The organism is Streptomyces sp. NPDC050534 (assembly GCF_044457745.1).
Lineage (GTDB): Bacteria > Actinomycetota > Actinomycetes > Streptomycetales > Streptomycetaceae > Streptomyces.
This window is the reverse complement of sequence record NZ_JBITHF010000005.1, coordinates 235,488-251,431: the sequence shown is the minus strand read 5'-3', so window position 1 is coordinate 251,431 and position 15,944 is coordinate 235,488. Positions and strand designations below refer to the sequence as shown.

The window sequence follows — 15,944 nt, the reverse complement described above, 5'->3', positions numbered from 1 at the left end:
CAGGCGTGCCCGGCATGGCGAGGAGGGGGTGAACCGGGGGAGGCGACGGACGGGGGGACGTCGCCAGGGGGCGCTTAGCGGGCGGCGCCGTGGGCCGTGGCGGCCGTGCTGTCGCGCACCACCAACGACGGTTCCAGCAACAGCCGTTCGGGCTGTGCGTCGGGGGAGGCGATACGGGCCAGCAGCAGCCGTACGCACTCACGGCCGACGTCCTCCAGCGGCTGGGCCAGGGAGGTCAGCGTGGGGGAGAGGAGTTCGGCGGCCGGGGAGTCGTCGAAGCCGACCACCGCGACGTCGCGGCCCGGGGCGGCGCCGCACTCGCGCAGCATCTGGTAGCAGCCGAGGGCCAGCATGTCGCTGGCCGCGATGACGGCGGTCGCACCGCCGTCCAGCAGCGGCTTCACGGCGGTGCGGGCCGCGTCCGTGTCGTTGACGCTCTGCCCCCGCCGCCCGCGGGTGGACAGCCCGTGCCGGCGCATGGCGCGCTGCCAGCCCTCGGCGCGGTCGTCACCGGCGCCGGAGATGCCGCGCTCCCAGCCGAGGAAGGCGATCTTGCGGTGGCCCTGGGCCACGAGGTGCTCGACGGCGGCGTCCGTGCCCGAGGCTCCGTCGACGTCGACCCAGTCGCCGATCTGCCGTCCCGACCACATCCGGCCGAAACCGACGAACGGCACGCCCCGCTTGGTCAGCCACGCCTGGCGGGGGTCGCCGCGCTCGGTGCCGCTGAGCACGAAGCCGTCGACCTCGTGCTGGTCCAGGAGTTCCTCGTAACCGTCCAGAGCTGGGCCGCCGGACGGGGAGGCGAACAGCAGGATCCGGTAGCCGGCCTCGTCGGCCGCCTGCGACAGGGCGTGCAGGAAGCGGTCCAGGACCGGGCTGCTGGAGGGCCCGGGCTGGATGCCGTAGCCGATGAGTCTGCTGGAGCGGGTGCGCAGCGTCTGGGCGGCGCGGCTGGGGCGGTAGCCCATCTCGTCGATGGCCCGGCGCACCCGTTCCAGGGTCTCGGGCCGCAGCATCTCCGGCGAGTTGAGCGCGTTCGACACGGTCTGGGCGGAGACCCCGGCCCGGCGGGCGACCTGGGTGAGTGTCACCGGGCCGCCCTTGCCGGCGGACGTGTTGCTGGAGCGGGGCATGCGGTTCTCCGGCTGGTCGAACGAACGAGAGTGGCGTTCTGTCGGCAGTTTTAGCGTTCCAAAACCATTGCAAGCGCTCTGACGAGTCACTTAATGTCTTTGGAACGTTCGAATGCTGAGAGGTTCTACTCCTTTGGACTCCACTGTCAAGCCCCAGGACACCGACGCCTCGGCGGCACGGTCGGCCTCCGCGGCCGGCGGTCTGCAGCCGTTCCTGCACGACGCGGTCGTCACGCTGCATGCGCCGAGTCTCGTGATCTCGTCTGCGGACGGGCAGTTCAGAGGGGGTGTGGACGGCTTCTACCACGGTGATCGCAGAGCCCTGTCCGAGCTCACCGTCGCCGCCGAAGGCATCGCTCCGGCGCCCGTGCAGGGCGGACTGCGAGGGGCGGACCGGGCGGACTTCAGGGCCGTCCTGCGCGGTCTCGGCGAGACGACCCCGGACCCGGCCGTCGCCCTGCACCGGCGTCGCCGCACCAGGGACGGACGGATGGAGGAGGTCGTCGAGATCACCAACGACGGCGTCCGGCACGTCGGTCTTCGGCTGACGGTGACCGCCGGCACCGACCTCGCCACCATGGAGCAGGTGAAGTCGGGGCGGCCCCCGCGGGCGCTGCCCGCGGAGGCCGCCGACGCCCACGCCATCGGCTTCTCCTGGAGCGCCGGCGACTTCGGCGTCCAGCTCACCGCCGAGCCCGCGCCGGACACGCTGCACCTGCCGGAGGGCCGGCTGTCGTACGACATCGATCTGCCGCCCGGCACCTCGTGGAGCGTGACGCTCGACTGCGTCGCCGCCTACACCGACGGCGATCAGTTCCCCGCTCCGCCGGACGGTCAACTCCCCTGGCAAACACCGACGTTGCACAGCGCCGACCGCGGCCTCGACCGGTGGCTGACCCAGTCCCTGGCCGACCTGGACCGGCTGCGCCTGGCCGACCCCCGGTCGCCCGGCCCGGACCGTCCCGACCAGTTCCTGGCCGCGGGCGCCCCCTGGTTCCTGACCCTCTTCGGCCGCGACTCGCTCTGGGCGGCCCGGATGCTCCTGCCGCTCGGCACCGGCCTCGCGGCCGGCACCCTGCGCACCCTCGCCCGCCGCCAGGGCGCCGTGACCGACCCGGCCACGGAGGAGCAGCCGGGCAAGATCCTGCACGAAGTACGCCGCGACACACCGCAGTTGGCCAAGCAGCTGGCGCTCCCGCCGGTGTACTACGGCACCGTCGACGCGACCCCTCTGTGGATCACCCTCCTCCACGACGCCTGGCGCTGGGGTCTGGCCCCCGGAGAGGTCGAAGCGCTGCTGCCACATGCCGAGGCGGCGCTCGCCTGGATGCGCACCCAGGCCGACGCGAGCGGCGACGGCTTCCTCAAGTACGTCGACCAGAGCGGCCACGGCCTGTCCAACCAGGGCTGGAAGGACTCCGACGACTCCATCCGCTACCACGACGGCCGCCTCGCCACCGCCCCGATCGCGCTGTGCGAAGTGCAGGCGTACGCCTACGAGGCGGCGCGCGGCGGGGCCGCCCTGCTGCGGGCGTTCGGCCGGCCCGGAGCCGACCAGTGGGAGGAGTGGGCCGCGCGGCTGGCGGACCGCTTCCGCAAGCACTTCTGGGTGGAGGACGCCCACGGCCCCTACCCCGCGGTCGCCCTGGACGGCGACGGCCGGCCGGCTGACGCGGTGACCTCCGGCTTCGGCCACCTCCTCGGCACGGGACTGCTCAACGCGGAGGAGAGCGCCCTGCTCGCGGCCCGGCTGACCGGCCCCGACCTCGACGCCGGCCACGGTCTGCGCACGCTGAGCAGCGACGCGGTGGGCTTCAACCCCTTTGGCTACCACACCGGTTCCATCTGGCCGCACGACACCGCCATCGCGGTGCACGGCCTGGTCAGGGCCGGCTTCCCGGACGCCGCCGCGTCCCTGGCGCAGGGGCTGCTGACCGCGTCCGCCGCCTTCGACTCCCGCCTGCCCGAACTGTTCGCCGGGCATGGCGCCGAGGGCGGCTCCAGCCCCGCCCCCTACCCGGCGTCCTGCCGCCCGCAGGCGTGGGCGGCCGCCTCCTCGGTCTCCGTGCTCCAGGCCGCACTCGGCCTCGACGCGGACGTCCCGGCCGGAACCGTCACCGTGACGCCCGCCTTCGCCACGGCCTACGCACCGCTGACGGTGACGGGTCTCCAAGTCGGCCACGGCGGGCTGGACATCACGGTCGCGGCCGACGGGCGGGTGGACGTGACCGTGCCGGAAGGGCTGAGTCCGGTCACACGGTGAGGACGGCGAGCCGTCCTGCGGGGCTTGCGTCGCAGGACGGCTCGCCGTCACCTCACTGCAAAGTCACGGCACTTGCACGATCTCCTGTCGCGCCTCCTTCGCGCCCGCGCGGGCCTGGCGTGTGCGGGGGCCGAAGACGGCCAGGACCACGGCGCCGACGAGCCAGGTTCCGGCGATGAAGCAGAAGACGCTCCGGTAGCCGCTGCTCTGGTACAGCGACGCGACGATCAGAGGCCCTGCGGCGTTCGACAGGCGGCCGAGCCCGTAGGAGACACCGGTGCCCAGCGATCGGCCGCGGGTGTCGAAGAGTTCGGGCGAGTAGGCGTAGGCGAGAGCCGTGTAGCCGCGCTCGAACATGTTGACCAGGAAGCCGAAGACGATGATCAGGACCGGGTTGAAGGTCAGGCCGTACAGCAGGCCGCACAGGGCGATGACGATGCCGAACGCGGCCAGGCACCACTTGCGTTCGAAGCGGTCGGTCACCAGCGACGCCAGATACGAGCCCAGCGGTGCGCCGACCGTGGTCAGTGCCACGTAGAAGACGGACTTCTCGACGCTGAAGCCCTCCTTGGCCAGCAGCGTGGGCGCCCAGCTGGAGTAGCCGAAGAAGCCGATGGTCTGGGTCACCCACAGCACCGTGAGCAGCAAGGTCGGGAAGAGGTACTTCTTCTGCAGCAGCAGCTTCAACGGGGCCCGGGTCTGCGGCACCTCGTCCACGGGAGGCGCCGGCTCGGGCAGCGGGCCCTTCTCCGCGGCCACGCTCGCCTCGATCTCGCGCAGGACCTCGTCCGCCTTGGCGTACTCGCCGCGGCTCTCGTACCAGCGCGGGGACTCCTTCAGCCGCCGGGTGAACAGCACGAGCAGGATGCCCAGGGCGCCCCAGAGGTAGATCAGCCGCCACGACCAGTCGTTGAGGGGGACGACCGCGCTCGCGACGAGGTTCGTGGCCGGGGTGCCGCAGATGCCGACGACGATGGCGTACGCCTGGTATTTGCCGCGGACGGCGGCCGGGTACAGCTCGTTGACGTAGATGACGGCGACGACGGTCATCGCGGCCAGGCCCGCCGAGGTCAGCACGCGGAACACGCCCAGCGACACGATGTCCCAGGAGAACACCGACGCGAACGAGAAGACGCCGAACCACAACGTGGTCAGCAGCAGGGTGCGTTTGCGGCCCCACCGGTCGGCCATCGCTCCCGCGACGATCGACCCGATGAACATGCCGACGAAGGACAGCGAGGTGACGTAGGCGACCTGGTCGATCGTCACCCCCCACAGCTTGATCAGCTTGGGGGCGGTGGTGGCGAAGGTGTTGATGTCGGCGAACTCGAAGAAGTACGCGAAGGACACGGCCAGCAGCGTCACCTTGTGGAACCGGCCGATCGGCAGCCGGTTCAGCCTGTTCAGGGCGTTGGAGTGCACCATGGGATCAGATCTCCTCGTCCGGCCAGTACAGGCGCGTCGGGTTGTCGACGAGCAGACGCTGCTGCTGTTCGGCGGTGGCCGCGATCTGCGGCACGTGGTCGACCAGGAGCCCGTCGTCGGGCATGTGGTCGGTGAGGTTGGGGTGCGGCCAGTCGGTGCCCCACAGCACGCGGTCGGGGAACTCCTCGACGGCGCGGCGGGCGAAGGGGACGACGTCGGCGTACGGATGGCGTTCGCCGTTCAGCGCGGCGGGACCGGTCACGCTCAGACGCTCGGGACACGTCACCTTCACCCAGACGTCGTTCGCCGCCACGAAGCGCAGGAAGCGGGAGAACTCCGGCCCGTCCGCCGACCCGGTCACGTCCGGCCGGCCCATGTGGTCGACCACCAGGGGAGTGGGCAGCGAGGCGAAGAAGTCCTCCAGGTCGGGCAGGTCGGCGCTCTCGAAGTACAGGACGATGTGCCAGCCCAGCGGGGCGATCTTCTTCGCGATCAGGCTCAGGTCGTCCTCGGGCGAGGAATCGACCAGCCGCCGTACGAAGTTGAATCGCACCCCTCGTACGCCTGCGGCGTCCAGGGCGAGCAGTTCGCGCTCGCCGATGTCCGGGCGGACGGTGGCGACGCCCCGGGCCCGCCCGCCGGACGCCTCGAGGGCGTCGACCATGGCGGTGTTGTCCGCGCCGTGGCAGGTGGCCTGCACGATGACGTTGCGGGTGATGCCCAAGTGGTCGCGGAGCGCGAACAGTTGGTCCTTGCCCGCGTCGCAGGGCGTGTACTTGCGCTCCGGCGCGAAGGGGAAGACGGACTGCGGGCCGAAGATGTGGCAGTGGGTGTCGACCGTGCCGGGCGGCAGCGTGAAGGTCGGTGCGGACGGGTTCTGATACCAGTCCAACCAGCCCGGCGTCACGGGGGAGTTGGGGACAGCGGTGGGCACGGGTTCTCCTGAAGGGGATGGAAGGTCAGCGGCCCTGGCGCTTGAGCAGCGCGTCCAGGCGCGGGTACACGGCGCGGGCGTTGTGCTCCTGGACCGCGGCCAGGTCGTCCGCGCTCAGGGCGGCCTTCTCGACGTAGCGGCGGGTGTCGTCGAAGTGGTGGCCGGTGCACGGGTCGATGTCGCGGACGGCGCCGATCATCTCCGAGGCGAAGAGGACGTTGCCGGTGGGGACGACGTCGAGGAGGAGGTCGATGCCCGGCTGGTGGTAGACGCAGGTGTCGAAGTAGACGTTGCCGAGGACGTGCTCACTCAGCTCCGGTTTGCCGAGCGCCATCGCCAGACCCCGGAAGCGGCCCCAGTGGTAGGGCACCGCGCCGCCGCCGTGCGGGATGATCAGCCGCAGGGTCGGGAAGTCCGCGAACAGGTCGCCTTGCACGAGCTGCATGAACGCCGTGGTGTCGGCGTTGAGGTAGTGCGCGCCGGTGGTGTGGAAGGCCGGGCTGACGCTCGTGCTGACGTGCACCATGGCCGGGACGTCGTACTCGACCATCTTCTCGTAGACCGGGTACCAGTACCGGTCCGTGAGCGGCGGGGCGGTCCAGCGGCCGCCGGAGGGGTCCGGGTTGAGGTTGACTGCGACCGCGCCGAACTCCTCGACGCAGCGGGTGAGTTCGGGCAGGCAGGTGGCGGGGTCGACACCGGGTGACTGCGGCAGCATCGCGGCCGGGGCGAACCGCTCCGGGTACAACTGGCTGACACGGTGGCAGAGTTCGTTGCAGATCGACGCCCACTCCGCCGACGTCTCGAAGCCGCCGATGTGGTGCGCCATGAACGAGGCGCGCGGCGAGAAGACCGTCATGTCGATGCCGCGCTCGTCCATCAGCCGCAGCTGGTTCGTCTCGATCGTCTCGCGCAGTTCGTCGTCGCCGATGCGCAGATCCGCGCGGGCGGGGGCGGCGGCCGGATCGGCGAGCCCGGCGATCTGCCGCTCCCGCCAGCCGGCCAGGGCCGGGGGCGCGGTCGTGTAGTGGCCGTGGCAATCGATGATCATTGCTGCACCCATTCGCGGTCGTACGTCGTCGCTGACGGGTGCAGCCTGGCTCCGCGCCGTGGGCGCGGGGAGCCGCCCTGGCACGGAACTAACGTGCGCTTAACATTGGCGACCCCCTCCTGACCTCGTGGTCTACATTCGGCAGCGGGACCACAGGCGAAAGGAGGTGGGCACATGCAGCTGCTGCTGGCCGAGGACGACGACGGGGTGGCCGCGGCCCTCGTGGAGGTCCTCTACGACCACGGACACGACACCCGGCGCCTTCGCCACGGCAAGGACGTCATGACCTACCACCGCAGCGCCGACCTCCTGCTCCTCGACCTGGGCCTGCCCGACGTCGACGGCCTGGAGGTGCTGCGCACGCTGCGCGCGGTGAGCGACCTGCCCGTGGTGATCCTCACGGCGCGCGGCGACGAGCGCTCGGTGGTGCGCGGGCTGCGGCTCGGCGCGGACGACTACCTGGTCAAGCCCGTACGGCTGACCGAGCTGCTCGCCCGTATCGACGCCGTCACCCGGCGCTCACGGGCCAAGGGATCCGGCACCGGCGCGCGCGCCGTACGTGCCGGTGACGTGGAGGTCGACCTGGACGCCCGCCGGGTCCGGGTGTCCGGTGCGGAGGTCGAGCTGACCGCCAAGGAGTTCGACGTCCTCGCGGTGCTGGCCCGGCGCGCGGGCACGGCCGTCAGCCGCGAGCAGCTCCTGGACGAGGTGTGGGGCGACGCCCGCCACACCACCTCCCGGTCCCTCGACGTCCACCTCACCCAGCTGCGCGCCAAGCTGGGGCGCCCCGAGCTGCTCACCACCATCCGCGGCTTCGGCTACCGCTTCGGGGACTGAGGCGTGCGCGCCCGGGTCCAGGCCGTACTGCTGCTGTTCGGCGTCCTCGCGGCAGCGGCCTTCGCCATCCCGCTGCTGCTGTTCACCGCCTCGGACCGCACCCAGCAACTGGTCCTCGCCCGCAGCTCCGACCTCGACCGCTTCGCCTCCCTCATGGACCAGGCGGCGAGGACCGGCGACACCTCCCAGGTCGTCGCCGAGGCGCGCCGCTACACGCAGCTGTACGGCGAACCGCTCGTCGTCACCGACATCCGCCGCAGCCCCGTCGTGCAGACCGGCGGCATGCGGGCGGACCAGCCCGGCGTGACCCGGCTGATCGACGCGGCGCTGCGCAACCAGAGCGCCCGTCCCGCGGCGGCGCTGCGGCCCTGGTCGCGGGGGCACCGCATGTTCGCCGCGCCGGCCGGCACGGGCACCCAGGTCACCGGGGCCGTCGTCCTGCGCGCCTCGGTGACCACGGCCGCGGCGGACGTCACCAGACGCTGGGCCGCGGTCCTCGCCGGAACGGCGCTGGTCGCCCTGGCCTGCACCGCGCTCGCCCAGGCCGCGACCCGCTGGGTGGTCAGCCCGCTGCGCCGGCTGGACCGGGCCGTCGGCCAGCTCGCCGCGGGCCTGCCGCCCGACCGGACCCGCGCCTCCGGCCCGCCCGAGCTGCGTCAGCTGGCCACCGGGTTCAACCGCATGGCGCGCACCGTCATCGCGGCCCTGGAGCAGCAGGGCCGGCTCGTCGCCGACACCTCCCACCAGATGCGCAACCCGATGGCCGCGCTACGGCTGCGCGTGGACGCGCTGCACACCCATCTGCCCGCGTCCGCCGAGCGCACCTACACCGGCGTCACCACCGAACTCGACCGCCTGGAAACCCTCCTGGACGACATGCTCGCCCTCGCCACCGCGGAACACCGGGCCGGTGAACTGACGGTGACCGACGACGCGGACGCGCGCTGCGACGCCGCCGCGGTCGCCCTGACCCAGCACCGGCTCTGGCAGCCGGTCGCCGACCGCGCCGGCATCCGCCTCACCACCGAGGCCGACGCCGCCGTCCCGGCGGTCGGCACGGAGCGTGAACTCGCCCAGATCGCGGACATCCTGCTGGACAACGCCATCAAGTACGCGGGCCCGGGCGCCGAGATCACCCTGACCTGCACCGCCGACGGCCCCTGGGCGGTACTCACGGTCACCGACACCGGCCCGGGCCTCACGGCCGACGAGCTGACCCGGGCCACGGAGCGATTCTGGCGCTCGTCCCGGCAGAACGGCACGACATCCGGTACGGGCCTGGGGCTGGCGATCGCACAGCAGCTGCTGGCGGGACGGGGCGGGCGCCTGGAGCTGGGGCGGGCGCGACCCCACGGGCTGCGGGCCAGGGCGTACGTACCGCTGGTCGCCGGTGACGGGGGTGCACGATGAACAGCCGCGCCGTCAGCCGCCGTACCGCCATGCGCGCAGGCGTCGGTGTCGCGGCCGCCGTGGCCCTCGGAGGTGCGCTCGACGGTGACGTCTCGCGGCAGAGCGTCGGGCCCAGCGGGCTCCTGCGCCTGGCGACCGGTGAGCCCACGGCGTTCTACGCCGCCTTCGGCCGCCTCCTCGCCACCGAGATCGAGGCGGCGTACCCGGGCCTGGGCTGCCGTATCCGCACCACGGCGGGCAGCGTCACCAACCTCGAGCTGCTGCGCGACGGCCGCGTCGACCTCGCGCTCGTCCTCACCGACACCGCGCGGGAGGCCCAGGGCACCGCCCTCTTCCCGCGCCCGGTGCCCCTGCGGGCGATCGGCAGGCTGTACGAGACCTACCTTCAGTTCGCGGTCCGCGCGGACTCCACCGTGCGTACCGTCTCCGGCCTGGCCGGACACACCGTCTCCCTGGGTGCTCCAGGCTCTGGGGCGGAGGTGCTCGGCGAACGGCTGCTGCGTGCCGCCGGCCTGAGGCCGGGCACCGACGTCCCGGTACGCCATCTGCGGCTGGCCGCCGCGGCCGACGCCGTGCGGGCGGGAACCGTCGAGGGCCTGCTGGTGGCGGGCGGCGTTCCCCTGCCCACCCTCACCGACCTGGATGAAGACCCGGGTCTGCGTTTCCTGCCGCTCACCGATCTGCTGCCCCGCCGCGGCAGCGGCGACGGGCTGGCCGCCTCGGGCCTGGAAGAGGTGACGTTCCCCGAGAGCGCCTACCGTGCGGCGGGCGGCGTCGCCACCGTCGGCGTCTCCAACCTGCTGGTGTGCCGCCCCGACCTGGACCCCGGCGTGGCCGAGGCGGTCACGCGCCTGCTGGTCCAGCGCGCCGGCGCACTCGTACCGGGAAGCGCGGTCGGGGCCCAGTTCCTCGACGTCCGCAGCCTGATCGGCACGGGGAGCATCGCGTTGCATCCGGGGGCGGTCGCGGCGTACCGGGCGCTGCACGGCTGAATCGAGGGAGTTGTCGACCGTTCTGCCGGGTGGGCGCCCGCAGAAGCACCTAGCCGAGCGTCGCGACCCCGTCGATCAGCAGATCCCGGTCCGACCGGGCCGCCACCACCTCGAACCCCATCTCGGCGAGCTGCCGCGCCCGCGCGGGGCTGCCCGCGTACACGCCGGGGATGACGTCGTTCGCCCGGCACGCGGAGACGACGGACCGGAGCTCTCCCTCGTCGCCCGCGATGAGGTCGTCGAGCGCGACGCCCAGGGACAGGGCGAGGTCGTACGGCCCGACGAAGATCATGTCGACACCCGGCGTCGCGGCGATCTCCTCGACGTTGTCGAGCCCGAGGCGGGTCTCGACCATGACGCCGCAGACCACGTGGCGGTTGGCCTCCTCGACCCCGACCTCCGCACGGCCCCAGTACGGGGCGAACGGCCCCCAACTGCGGCTGCCGACCGGCGGATAGCGCACCGCGGATGCCGCACGGGCGGCAGCCCCGGCGCTCTCGATCATGGGGATGATGACCCCTCGCGCGCCGGCGTCCAGCGCCCGGCCGATCTCTCCGGCGTCGAGCGAGCGCACGCGCACCAACGTGTCGACCGCGGTGACGACATGCAGTACATCGCGCACCGACTGGTCGTCGTAGAAACCGTGTTGGGCGTCGAGCCCGATCCAGCCGGGGCCGCCGTGGCTGACGGCCTCCGCGGCGGCGGCGCCCAGGAGTGACCACACCCCGGTGCCCGAGGTCGGGGTCCACGTCGTCGTTCGGGTCACGCTGGTGTCTCCTCGTGTGCCGTGTGCTCGTCCGGGGTGTGGTGCGCGCCGCTCAACTCGACTCCGTGGAACCGGAGATGACGTCGACGGCGAGGCGTCGGTGTGTGGCGAAGAGCGTGAGGGCGGCCTCGGTGTCGCGGGCGCGCAGCGCGGCGACGAGCTCCCGGTGCTCGTGCGGGACGCGGTCGAGATAATCCTCGGTGCTGCGGCCGATCCGGGTCAGCAGGAACAGGTGCACCTGGCAGCGGATGCCGTCCCAGGCGTCGGCGAGGCGCCGGTGGCCGGAGGCGGCGAACACCGCGTCGTGGAAGGCGATGTCGCAGCGCACCATCACGTGCGCGTCGTCGGCCCGTTCCATCATGTCGGCCGTCTTCGCGACGGAGGCGAGGTCCTCGTCCGAGGCGCGGGCGATCACCTCGCGGACGGCCAGGTCCTCCAGCGCGCCGCGCAGGCTGTCCAGCTCGGCCACGTCGTCCGCGGACAGCGAGGTCACCGTCGTGCCGCGGTGCCAGGCGCAGTGGACCAGCCCCTCCCGTTCCAGCAGGCGAAGGGCTTCGCGCACCGGGCCGCGGCTGACGTCCATGTCGCCGGACAGCTCCACCTCGCGCAGCTGCGCGCCGGGCGCGTACCTGCCGTCGAAGACGGCTTCCCGGATGCGGTCGGCGACCTCGTCGGCAAGACCCCGGCGCCGGGCGGGAGTCACTCGTCCCCGTTCGTTCATCGCCTTCACCTCCTCAATGTCGCAATGTTAACATTTGAATCGCAATCAATGTCGACATTGCGACAGGTGCTGGACAGGTCCGAGCAGGAAGGCATTCCATGACCGTTCTCGACTCCCCGATCCCGCGGTTCCATCTCGCCGTGCCGGTCGACGACTTGGCCGCCGCCCGCCGGTTCTACGGCGACGTGCTGGGCCTGGAGGAGGGCCGCAGCGCGGAGAGGTGGGTGGACTGGAACCTGCACGGCCACCAGTTCGTCACCCATCTCGCCCCGGAGCGCGGGCAGCGCGTCCACAACCCGGTCGACGGCCATGACGTTCCGGTGCCGCACTTCGGGCTGATCCTGACCGTGCCCGAATTCCACCAGCTCGCCGACCGGTTGCGCGCGGCGGACGTCGCGTTCGTCATCGAGCCCTACGTCCGCTTCGAGGGCCGGAAGGGCGAGCAGTGGACGATGTTCCTCCACGATCCGGCCGGCAACGCCCTGGAGTTCAAGGCGTTCGCCGACGATGCACAGGTCTTCGCCGCCTGACCGGCGGCGGTGCGGTCCGCCCGCCCGTGGCCCGGACGGGCGGACCGCACCTTTCTCATGTCAGGCGCATCCGGCCGGCGTGGCCCGTGAGGCGTCGGAGATCAGCGCCTGCTGGGCTGCCTTGAGCCGCTTGACATCGGGCTTGACCACCTTGCGGTCGTACGTCATCAGGCCGTTGAGCTCGCCCTCGACGTCCGAGATCTGGGTGTAGACCGCGCCGTTGCCGCCCTTGCAGGCCAGCCCGTGGACCTCGGCGAGCTTGGCCAGGTAGTCGTCCGTGTAGGTCGAGGGATCGACGTCGACGTACGACTGCTGCACCGACCAGGCGTGCCCGGGTACCGCGAGCCCCAGACCGCCGTACTCACCGCTGACCAGGGCGCGCCGGCCGTCCGGGTTCGGTGGCAGGGCGGGGCTGGGATAGCCGTGCTCGTCGATGATGTCGCCGGTGCCGCCGTCGGCCCCGAGGTTGATCCCGGACATGGAGTTCACCAGCCGGGTCGGGTCCCAGGACTTGGCCTGGTCGGCGATGCGGGCCATGTCGTACTGGCCCCAGCCTTCGTTGAAGGTGACCCACATGACGACCGACGGGCTGCTGATGTGCTCGTCGATCATCTGCTTCATCTCGCGCTCGTACTCGGCGCGGGCCGCGGTGGACGGGTTCACGCCGGCCGTCATCGCCGGCATGTCCTGCCACACCATCAGGCCCAGCCGGTCCGCCCAGTAGAACCAGCGGTCGGGCTCGACCTTGATGTGCTTGCGCACCGAGTTGAAGCCCATGTTCTTGTGCATCTTCAGGTCGTGGGCGAGGGCCTCGTCGGTCGGGGCCGTGTAGAGGCCGTCCGGCCAGAAGCCCTGGTCGAGCGTGGCCATCATGAAGATCGGCTTGCCGTTCAGGACGGTACGCGGAACGCCGTCGATCTTCTCGACCTTGATGGAGCGCATGCCGAAGTAGCTGCCGACGTGGTCGGCCCCGACGGTGACCTTGAGGTCGTAGAGGAAGGGGTCGTCGGGCGACCACAGATGCGGCTTGCGCAGGCGCAGGGTCAGGGGCCCGCCGCTCCGGCCGGTGACGGTGGCGACCTTGCGCTTGCCGTCGTAGGCCGTCGCCGTGACCGGCAACCCGGCGCGCACGCCCTGCGGTTCGACGGTGAGCGTGCCGGCGTCCACGTCCGGGGTGAGCTTGAGCTGGTCGACGTGGTCGGAGGCGACCGGCTCCATCCACACCGTCTGCCAGATGCCCGAGGTCGGCGTGTACCAGATGCCGCTGGGGTCCAGGCGCTGCTTGCCGATCGGCGGGTTCTCGCCGTTCGCCGCGTCGGTCGGGTCGTAGACGCCGACGATCAGTTCCTGGGTACGGCCGGGCTTCAGCGCGTCGGTGACGTCGGCGCTGAACTTGTCGTAGCCGCCCTGGTGTTCGGTGACCTTGGTGCCGTTGACGTAGACCTCGGCCTTCCAGTCGACGGCGCCGAAGTTCAGCTGAAGCCGCTTGCCGGAGCCGACCTTCCAGCCGGGCGGCACGGTGAAGGTGCGCCGGTACCACATGCGGTCCTCGTGCCGTTCGATCCCCGACAGCTGGGACTCGACCGGGTAGGGGACGAGGATCTTCTCGCCGAGGTTCCTGCCCACCGGTGGCTGGTCTCCCGCCTTGGCGGCGGCGAACTGCCAGGAACCGTTGAGGTTCTTCCAGGCGCCACGCGTCAACTGCGGTCGCGGGTACTCGGGATGGGCGTTGCGCGGCGAGACGTCGTCGGCCCACTTGGTGCGCAGCTCGTAGGTGGACTTGTTGGCGCCGCTGCTCCAGAAGGTGCTGACAACGTTGCCGTCCGTGCCGGTCAGGCCGCCCTTGCCGTCGTATCGCACGTCGGCGAGGCCGGGCGCGGTGCCGGTCTTGTTGCCGACGACGGGTTCCTTCAGCGCGACGAGCAGGGTGCGGGGGTTCGCGGGGTCCAGCTTCGCGTCGCCCAGGGGCCAGCTGGCGCCGCCGATCACGGCGTCGAAGTGGCTGCTCAGACCGGCCGGTGGCGCGGCGAGGGGCTGCGCGAAGTCGAGCTTGAGGGTGCGGCCGCTCGCGAGGACGGTGGTGGAGACGGCGCCGTCGTAGGCCCATCCGTCGGGCAGCCGGAAGGCCGACTGCGGTACGGCGGTCTTGGTGCCGCCGGGCGGGGTCCAGCGCAGATGGAGGTTGGAGCCTCCGTAGTGCTCGAAGTACTCGACCTTGATGTCGTATGCCTTGCCCGCGGTCAAGTCGACCGGTGCGCCGGTCTGTTCGCGGTCCCAGTCGTCGACCCAGTGGTCGATGACCATCTTCCCGTCGACCCACAGCCGGAAGCCGTTGTCGCCCATGATCGAGAAGGTGGTGGGCCCGGTCTTCTCCGGGACGACCTTGCCCGTCCAGCGGACGCTGACGTCGTCCGACTGGCCGGTGGCGAAGTTCAGGCGCGGCTCCAGGGTGTCGAAGTCGAGGTTCGGATCGAAGCCGGTGGCCTTGAGCTGGTCGAAGTCGAAGGCGCCCGGGGCGGACTGGGTGTAGTAATCGCCCTTCAGGCCGTGGACCTCCACGGGGTCGTCGGCCGCGGTCGCGGCGGGTGCCGCGGCGAGGCCCGCGGCGCCCAGTGCCGCGGCGAGCAGCAGGGCGAGGCGTTGACGGATGGGTCTGTGGACGGGGCTGATGCGCACGAATCCTCCTTGGCTGAGGAAGGGTGGCGGCTCGTTGCTTCAGTCTGTACAACGTTGGAAGGAACGGCAGTTGGCATGAGAGCACGACTCCCGGCCGCTGTCCAGGGGACATGACAAAGCCTCGTGGACGGGGCACCCATCGATGCTGAGGAGATCCCTTGCGGGTCAGCCTGAAGGACGTGGCGGAACGCGCGGGCGTTTCGATCAAGACCGTGTCCAACGTTGTGAACAACTATCCGCACGTCACGCCGGGGATGCGGTCGCGTGTGCAGGCGGCGATCGACGAGCTCGGCTACCGGCCGAACCTGACCGCGCGCCATCTGCGCAAGGGCCGGACGGGGATCATCGCCCTGGCCGTTCCCGAACTGGGCAACCCCTACTTCGCCGAGCTGGCCGGCGCCGTGATCGACGCGGCGGCCGAGCACGAGTTCACCGTCCTGCTCGACCACACCCGCGGCGAGCGCGAGCAGGAGATCCTGGTCAGCCAGGGCTTCCGCGGCCGGGTGATCGACGGGCTGATCCTCAGCCCGCTGGCCCTGGAGGCCGAGGATCTGCAGGGCCGCTCGGACGACGTCCCGCTGGTGCTGCTCGGCGAGCGCGAGTACGACCTGCCGTTCGACCACATCGCGATCGACAACGTGGCCGCGGCGCGCTGCGCGGTGCGCCATCTCCTCGGCCGCGGCCGGACCCGGATCGCCTATCTCGGGGTGCGCACCGACTCGGTCAACCGGCCCGCCCACCTGCGACTGGACGGCTGGCGTGCGGAGTTGGCGACGGCCGGGGTGCCCGCGCCGGACAGCCTGGTGGTGCCGGTCGGCGGCTGGGACCGGGCCGACGGGGCACGGGCGATGGCCCAGTTGCTCGACGCCGGGGTGCGCCCGGACGCCGTCTTCGCGTTCAACGACCTGATCGCGATCGGGGCGATGCGGGTGCTGCACGAGCGGGGTCTGCGGGTGCCCTGGGACGTGGCGGTGGTGGGGTTCGACGACATCGAGGAGGGGCGTTTCGGCGCCGTCACCCTGACGACGGTTTCGCCGGACAAGCAGGCGATCGCGAAGATGGCCGTCGGCTCGCTTCTGCGCAGCCTGTCGGGCCGCGAGGAGCCTGGTGGACGCGAACTGACCGCGGAGTTCCGGCTGGTTGAGCGGGAGAGCACACTCGGCCGGAGGTGACGAGATTTCGGACGGAAGGCTTTACACGGTCCTT

The 15,944-nt window shown here is 71.6% G+C and carries 13 protein-coding genes; 6 read left to right on the top strand and 7 right to left on the bottom strand.

Annotated features, from left to right (window positions below):
• Positions 1–74: 74 nt before the first annotated feature.
• Positions 75–1,133: a LacI family DNA-binding transcriptional regulator gene (locus ACIBN2_RS18410; RefSeq protein WP_399135503.1), complete on the bottom strand. Its 1,059-nt coding sequence runs from the start codon at positions 1,131–1,133 to the stop codon at positions 75–77.
• Positions 1,134–1,266: 133 nt separating this feature from the next.
• Here ACIBN2_RS18410 and ACIBN2_RS18405 point away from each other — a divergent pair, with 133 nt between their 5' ends.
• Positions 1,267–3,396 carry a glycogen debranching N-terminal domain-containing protein gene (locus tag ACIBN2_RS18405; protein ID WP_399135502.1) on the top strand — a complete coding sequence of 710 codons (2,130 nt, stop codon included), beginning with the start codon at positions 1,267–1,269 and terminating at the stop codon, positions 3,394–3,396.
• Positions 3,397–3,459: 63 nt separating this feature from the next.
• Here the strand turns inward: ACIBN2_RS18405 and ACIBN2_RS18400 are convergent, their stop codons facing one another.
• Genes ACIBN2_RS18400 through ACIBN2_RS18390 form a run of 3 tightly spaced genes read right to left on the bottom strand, consistent with a single transcriptional unit; the run spans position 3,460 to position 6,806 of the window.
• Positions 3,460–4,821: an MFS transporter gene (locus ACIBN2_RS18400; protein WP_399135501.1), complete on the bottom strand. Its 1,362-nt coding sequence runs from the start codon at positions 4,819–4,821 to the stop codon at positions 3,460–3,462.
• A gap of 4 nt (positions 4,822–4,825) precedes the next feature.
• Positions 4,826–5,755, bottom strand: coding sequence for an amidohydrolase family protein (locus ACIBN2_RS18395; RefSeq protein ID WP_399135500.1), 930 nt, complete (start codon positions 5,753–5,755; stop codon positions 4,826–4,828).
• A 25-nt stretch (positions 5,756–5,780) separates the two neighbouring features.
• Positions 5,781–6,806 (bottom strand): amidohydrolase family protein, encoded by a 1,026-nt coding sequence (locus ACIBN2_RS18390; protein WP_399135499.1) that lies wholly within the window; start codon positions 6,804–6,806, stop codon positions 5,781–5,783.
• 174 nt (positions 6,807–6,980) lie between these two features.
• Between ACIBN2_RS18390 and ACIBN2_RS18385 the strand changes: the two genes are divergently transcribed.
• The 3 genes from ACIBN2_RS18385 to ACIBN2_RS18375 are packed head-to-tail and all read left to right on the top strand — an operon-like array spanning position 6,981 to position 10,045.
• A complete protein-coding gene (locus ACIBN2_RS18385) occupies positions 6,981–7,643 on the top strand; it encodes a response regulator transcription factor (RefSeq protein ID WP_399135498.1) in 663 nt (220 codons plus the stop codon).
• Positions 7,644–7,646: 3 nt separating this feature from the next.
• On the top strand, positions 7,647–9,053 hold the full coding sequence (locus tag ACIBN2_RS18380) for an ATP-binding protein (protein ID WP_399135497.1): 1,407 nt from the start codon (positions 7,647–7,649) through the stop codon (positions 9,051–9,053).
• Positions 9,050–10,045 carry a TAXI family TRAP transporter solute-binding subunit gene (locus ACIBN2_RS18375; protein ID WP_399135496.1) on the top strand — a complete coding sequence of 332 codons (996 nt, stop codon included), beginning with the start codon at positions 9,050–9,052 and terminating at the stop codon, positions 10,043–10,045. The genes ACIBN2_RS18380 and ACIBN2_RS18375 overlap by 4 nt, the downstream gene beginning before the upstream one ends.
• A gap of 49 nt (positions 10,046–10,094) precedes the next feature.
• Here the strand turns inward: ACIBN2_RS18375 and ACIBN2_RS18370 are convergent, their stop codons facing one another.
• Positions 10,095–10,811, bottom strand: coding sequence for an HpcH/HpaI aldolase/citrate lyase family protein (locus ACIBN2_RS18370; RefSeq protein WP_399135495.1), 717 nt, complete (start codon positions 10,809–10,811; stop codon positions 10,095–10,097).
• Between the two features lie 52 nt (positions 10,812–10,863).
• Positions 10,864–11,532: a GntR family transcriptional regulator gene (locus tag ACIBN2_RS18365; RefSeq protein ID WP_399135494.1), complete on the bottom strand. Its 669-nt coding sequence runs from the start codon at positions 11,530–11,532 to the stop codon at positions 10,864–10,866.
• Positions 11,533–11,630: 98 nt separating this feature from the next.
• On the opposite strand from ACIBN2_RS18365, the gene ACIBN2_RS18360 reads away from it, so the two are divergent.
• Entirely contained in the window at positions 11,631–12,062 is a 432-nt protein-coding gene (locus ACIBN2_RS18360; RefSeq protein ID WP_399135493.1) for a VOC family protein, read from the top strand.
• Between the two features lie 60 nt (positions 12,063–12,122).
• On the opposite strand, the gene ACIBN2_RS18355 is transcribed toward ACIBN2_RS18360, so the two are convergent.
• Positions 12,123–14,732 (bottom strand): PA14 domain-containing protein, encoded by a 2,610-nt coding sequence (locus ACIBN2_RS18355; RefSeq protein ID WP_399135828.1) that lies wholly within the window; start codon positions 14,730–14,732, stop codon positions 12,123–12,125.
• 164 nt (positions 14,733–14,896) lie between these two features.
• Here ACIBN2_RS18355 and ACIBN2_RS18350 point away from each other — a divergent pair, with 164 nt between their 5' ends.
• Positions 14,897–15,910 (top strand): LacI family DNA-binding transcriptional regulator, encoded by a 1,014-nt coding sequence (locus ACIBN2_RS18350; RefSeq protein WP_399135492.1) that lies wholly within the window; start codon positions 14,897–14,899, stop codon positions 15,908–15,910.
• The last annotated feature ends 34 nt before the right edge of the window (positions 15,911–15,944 follow it).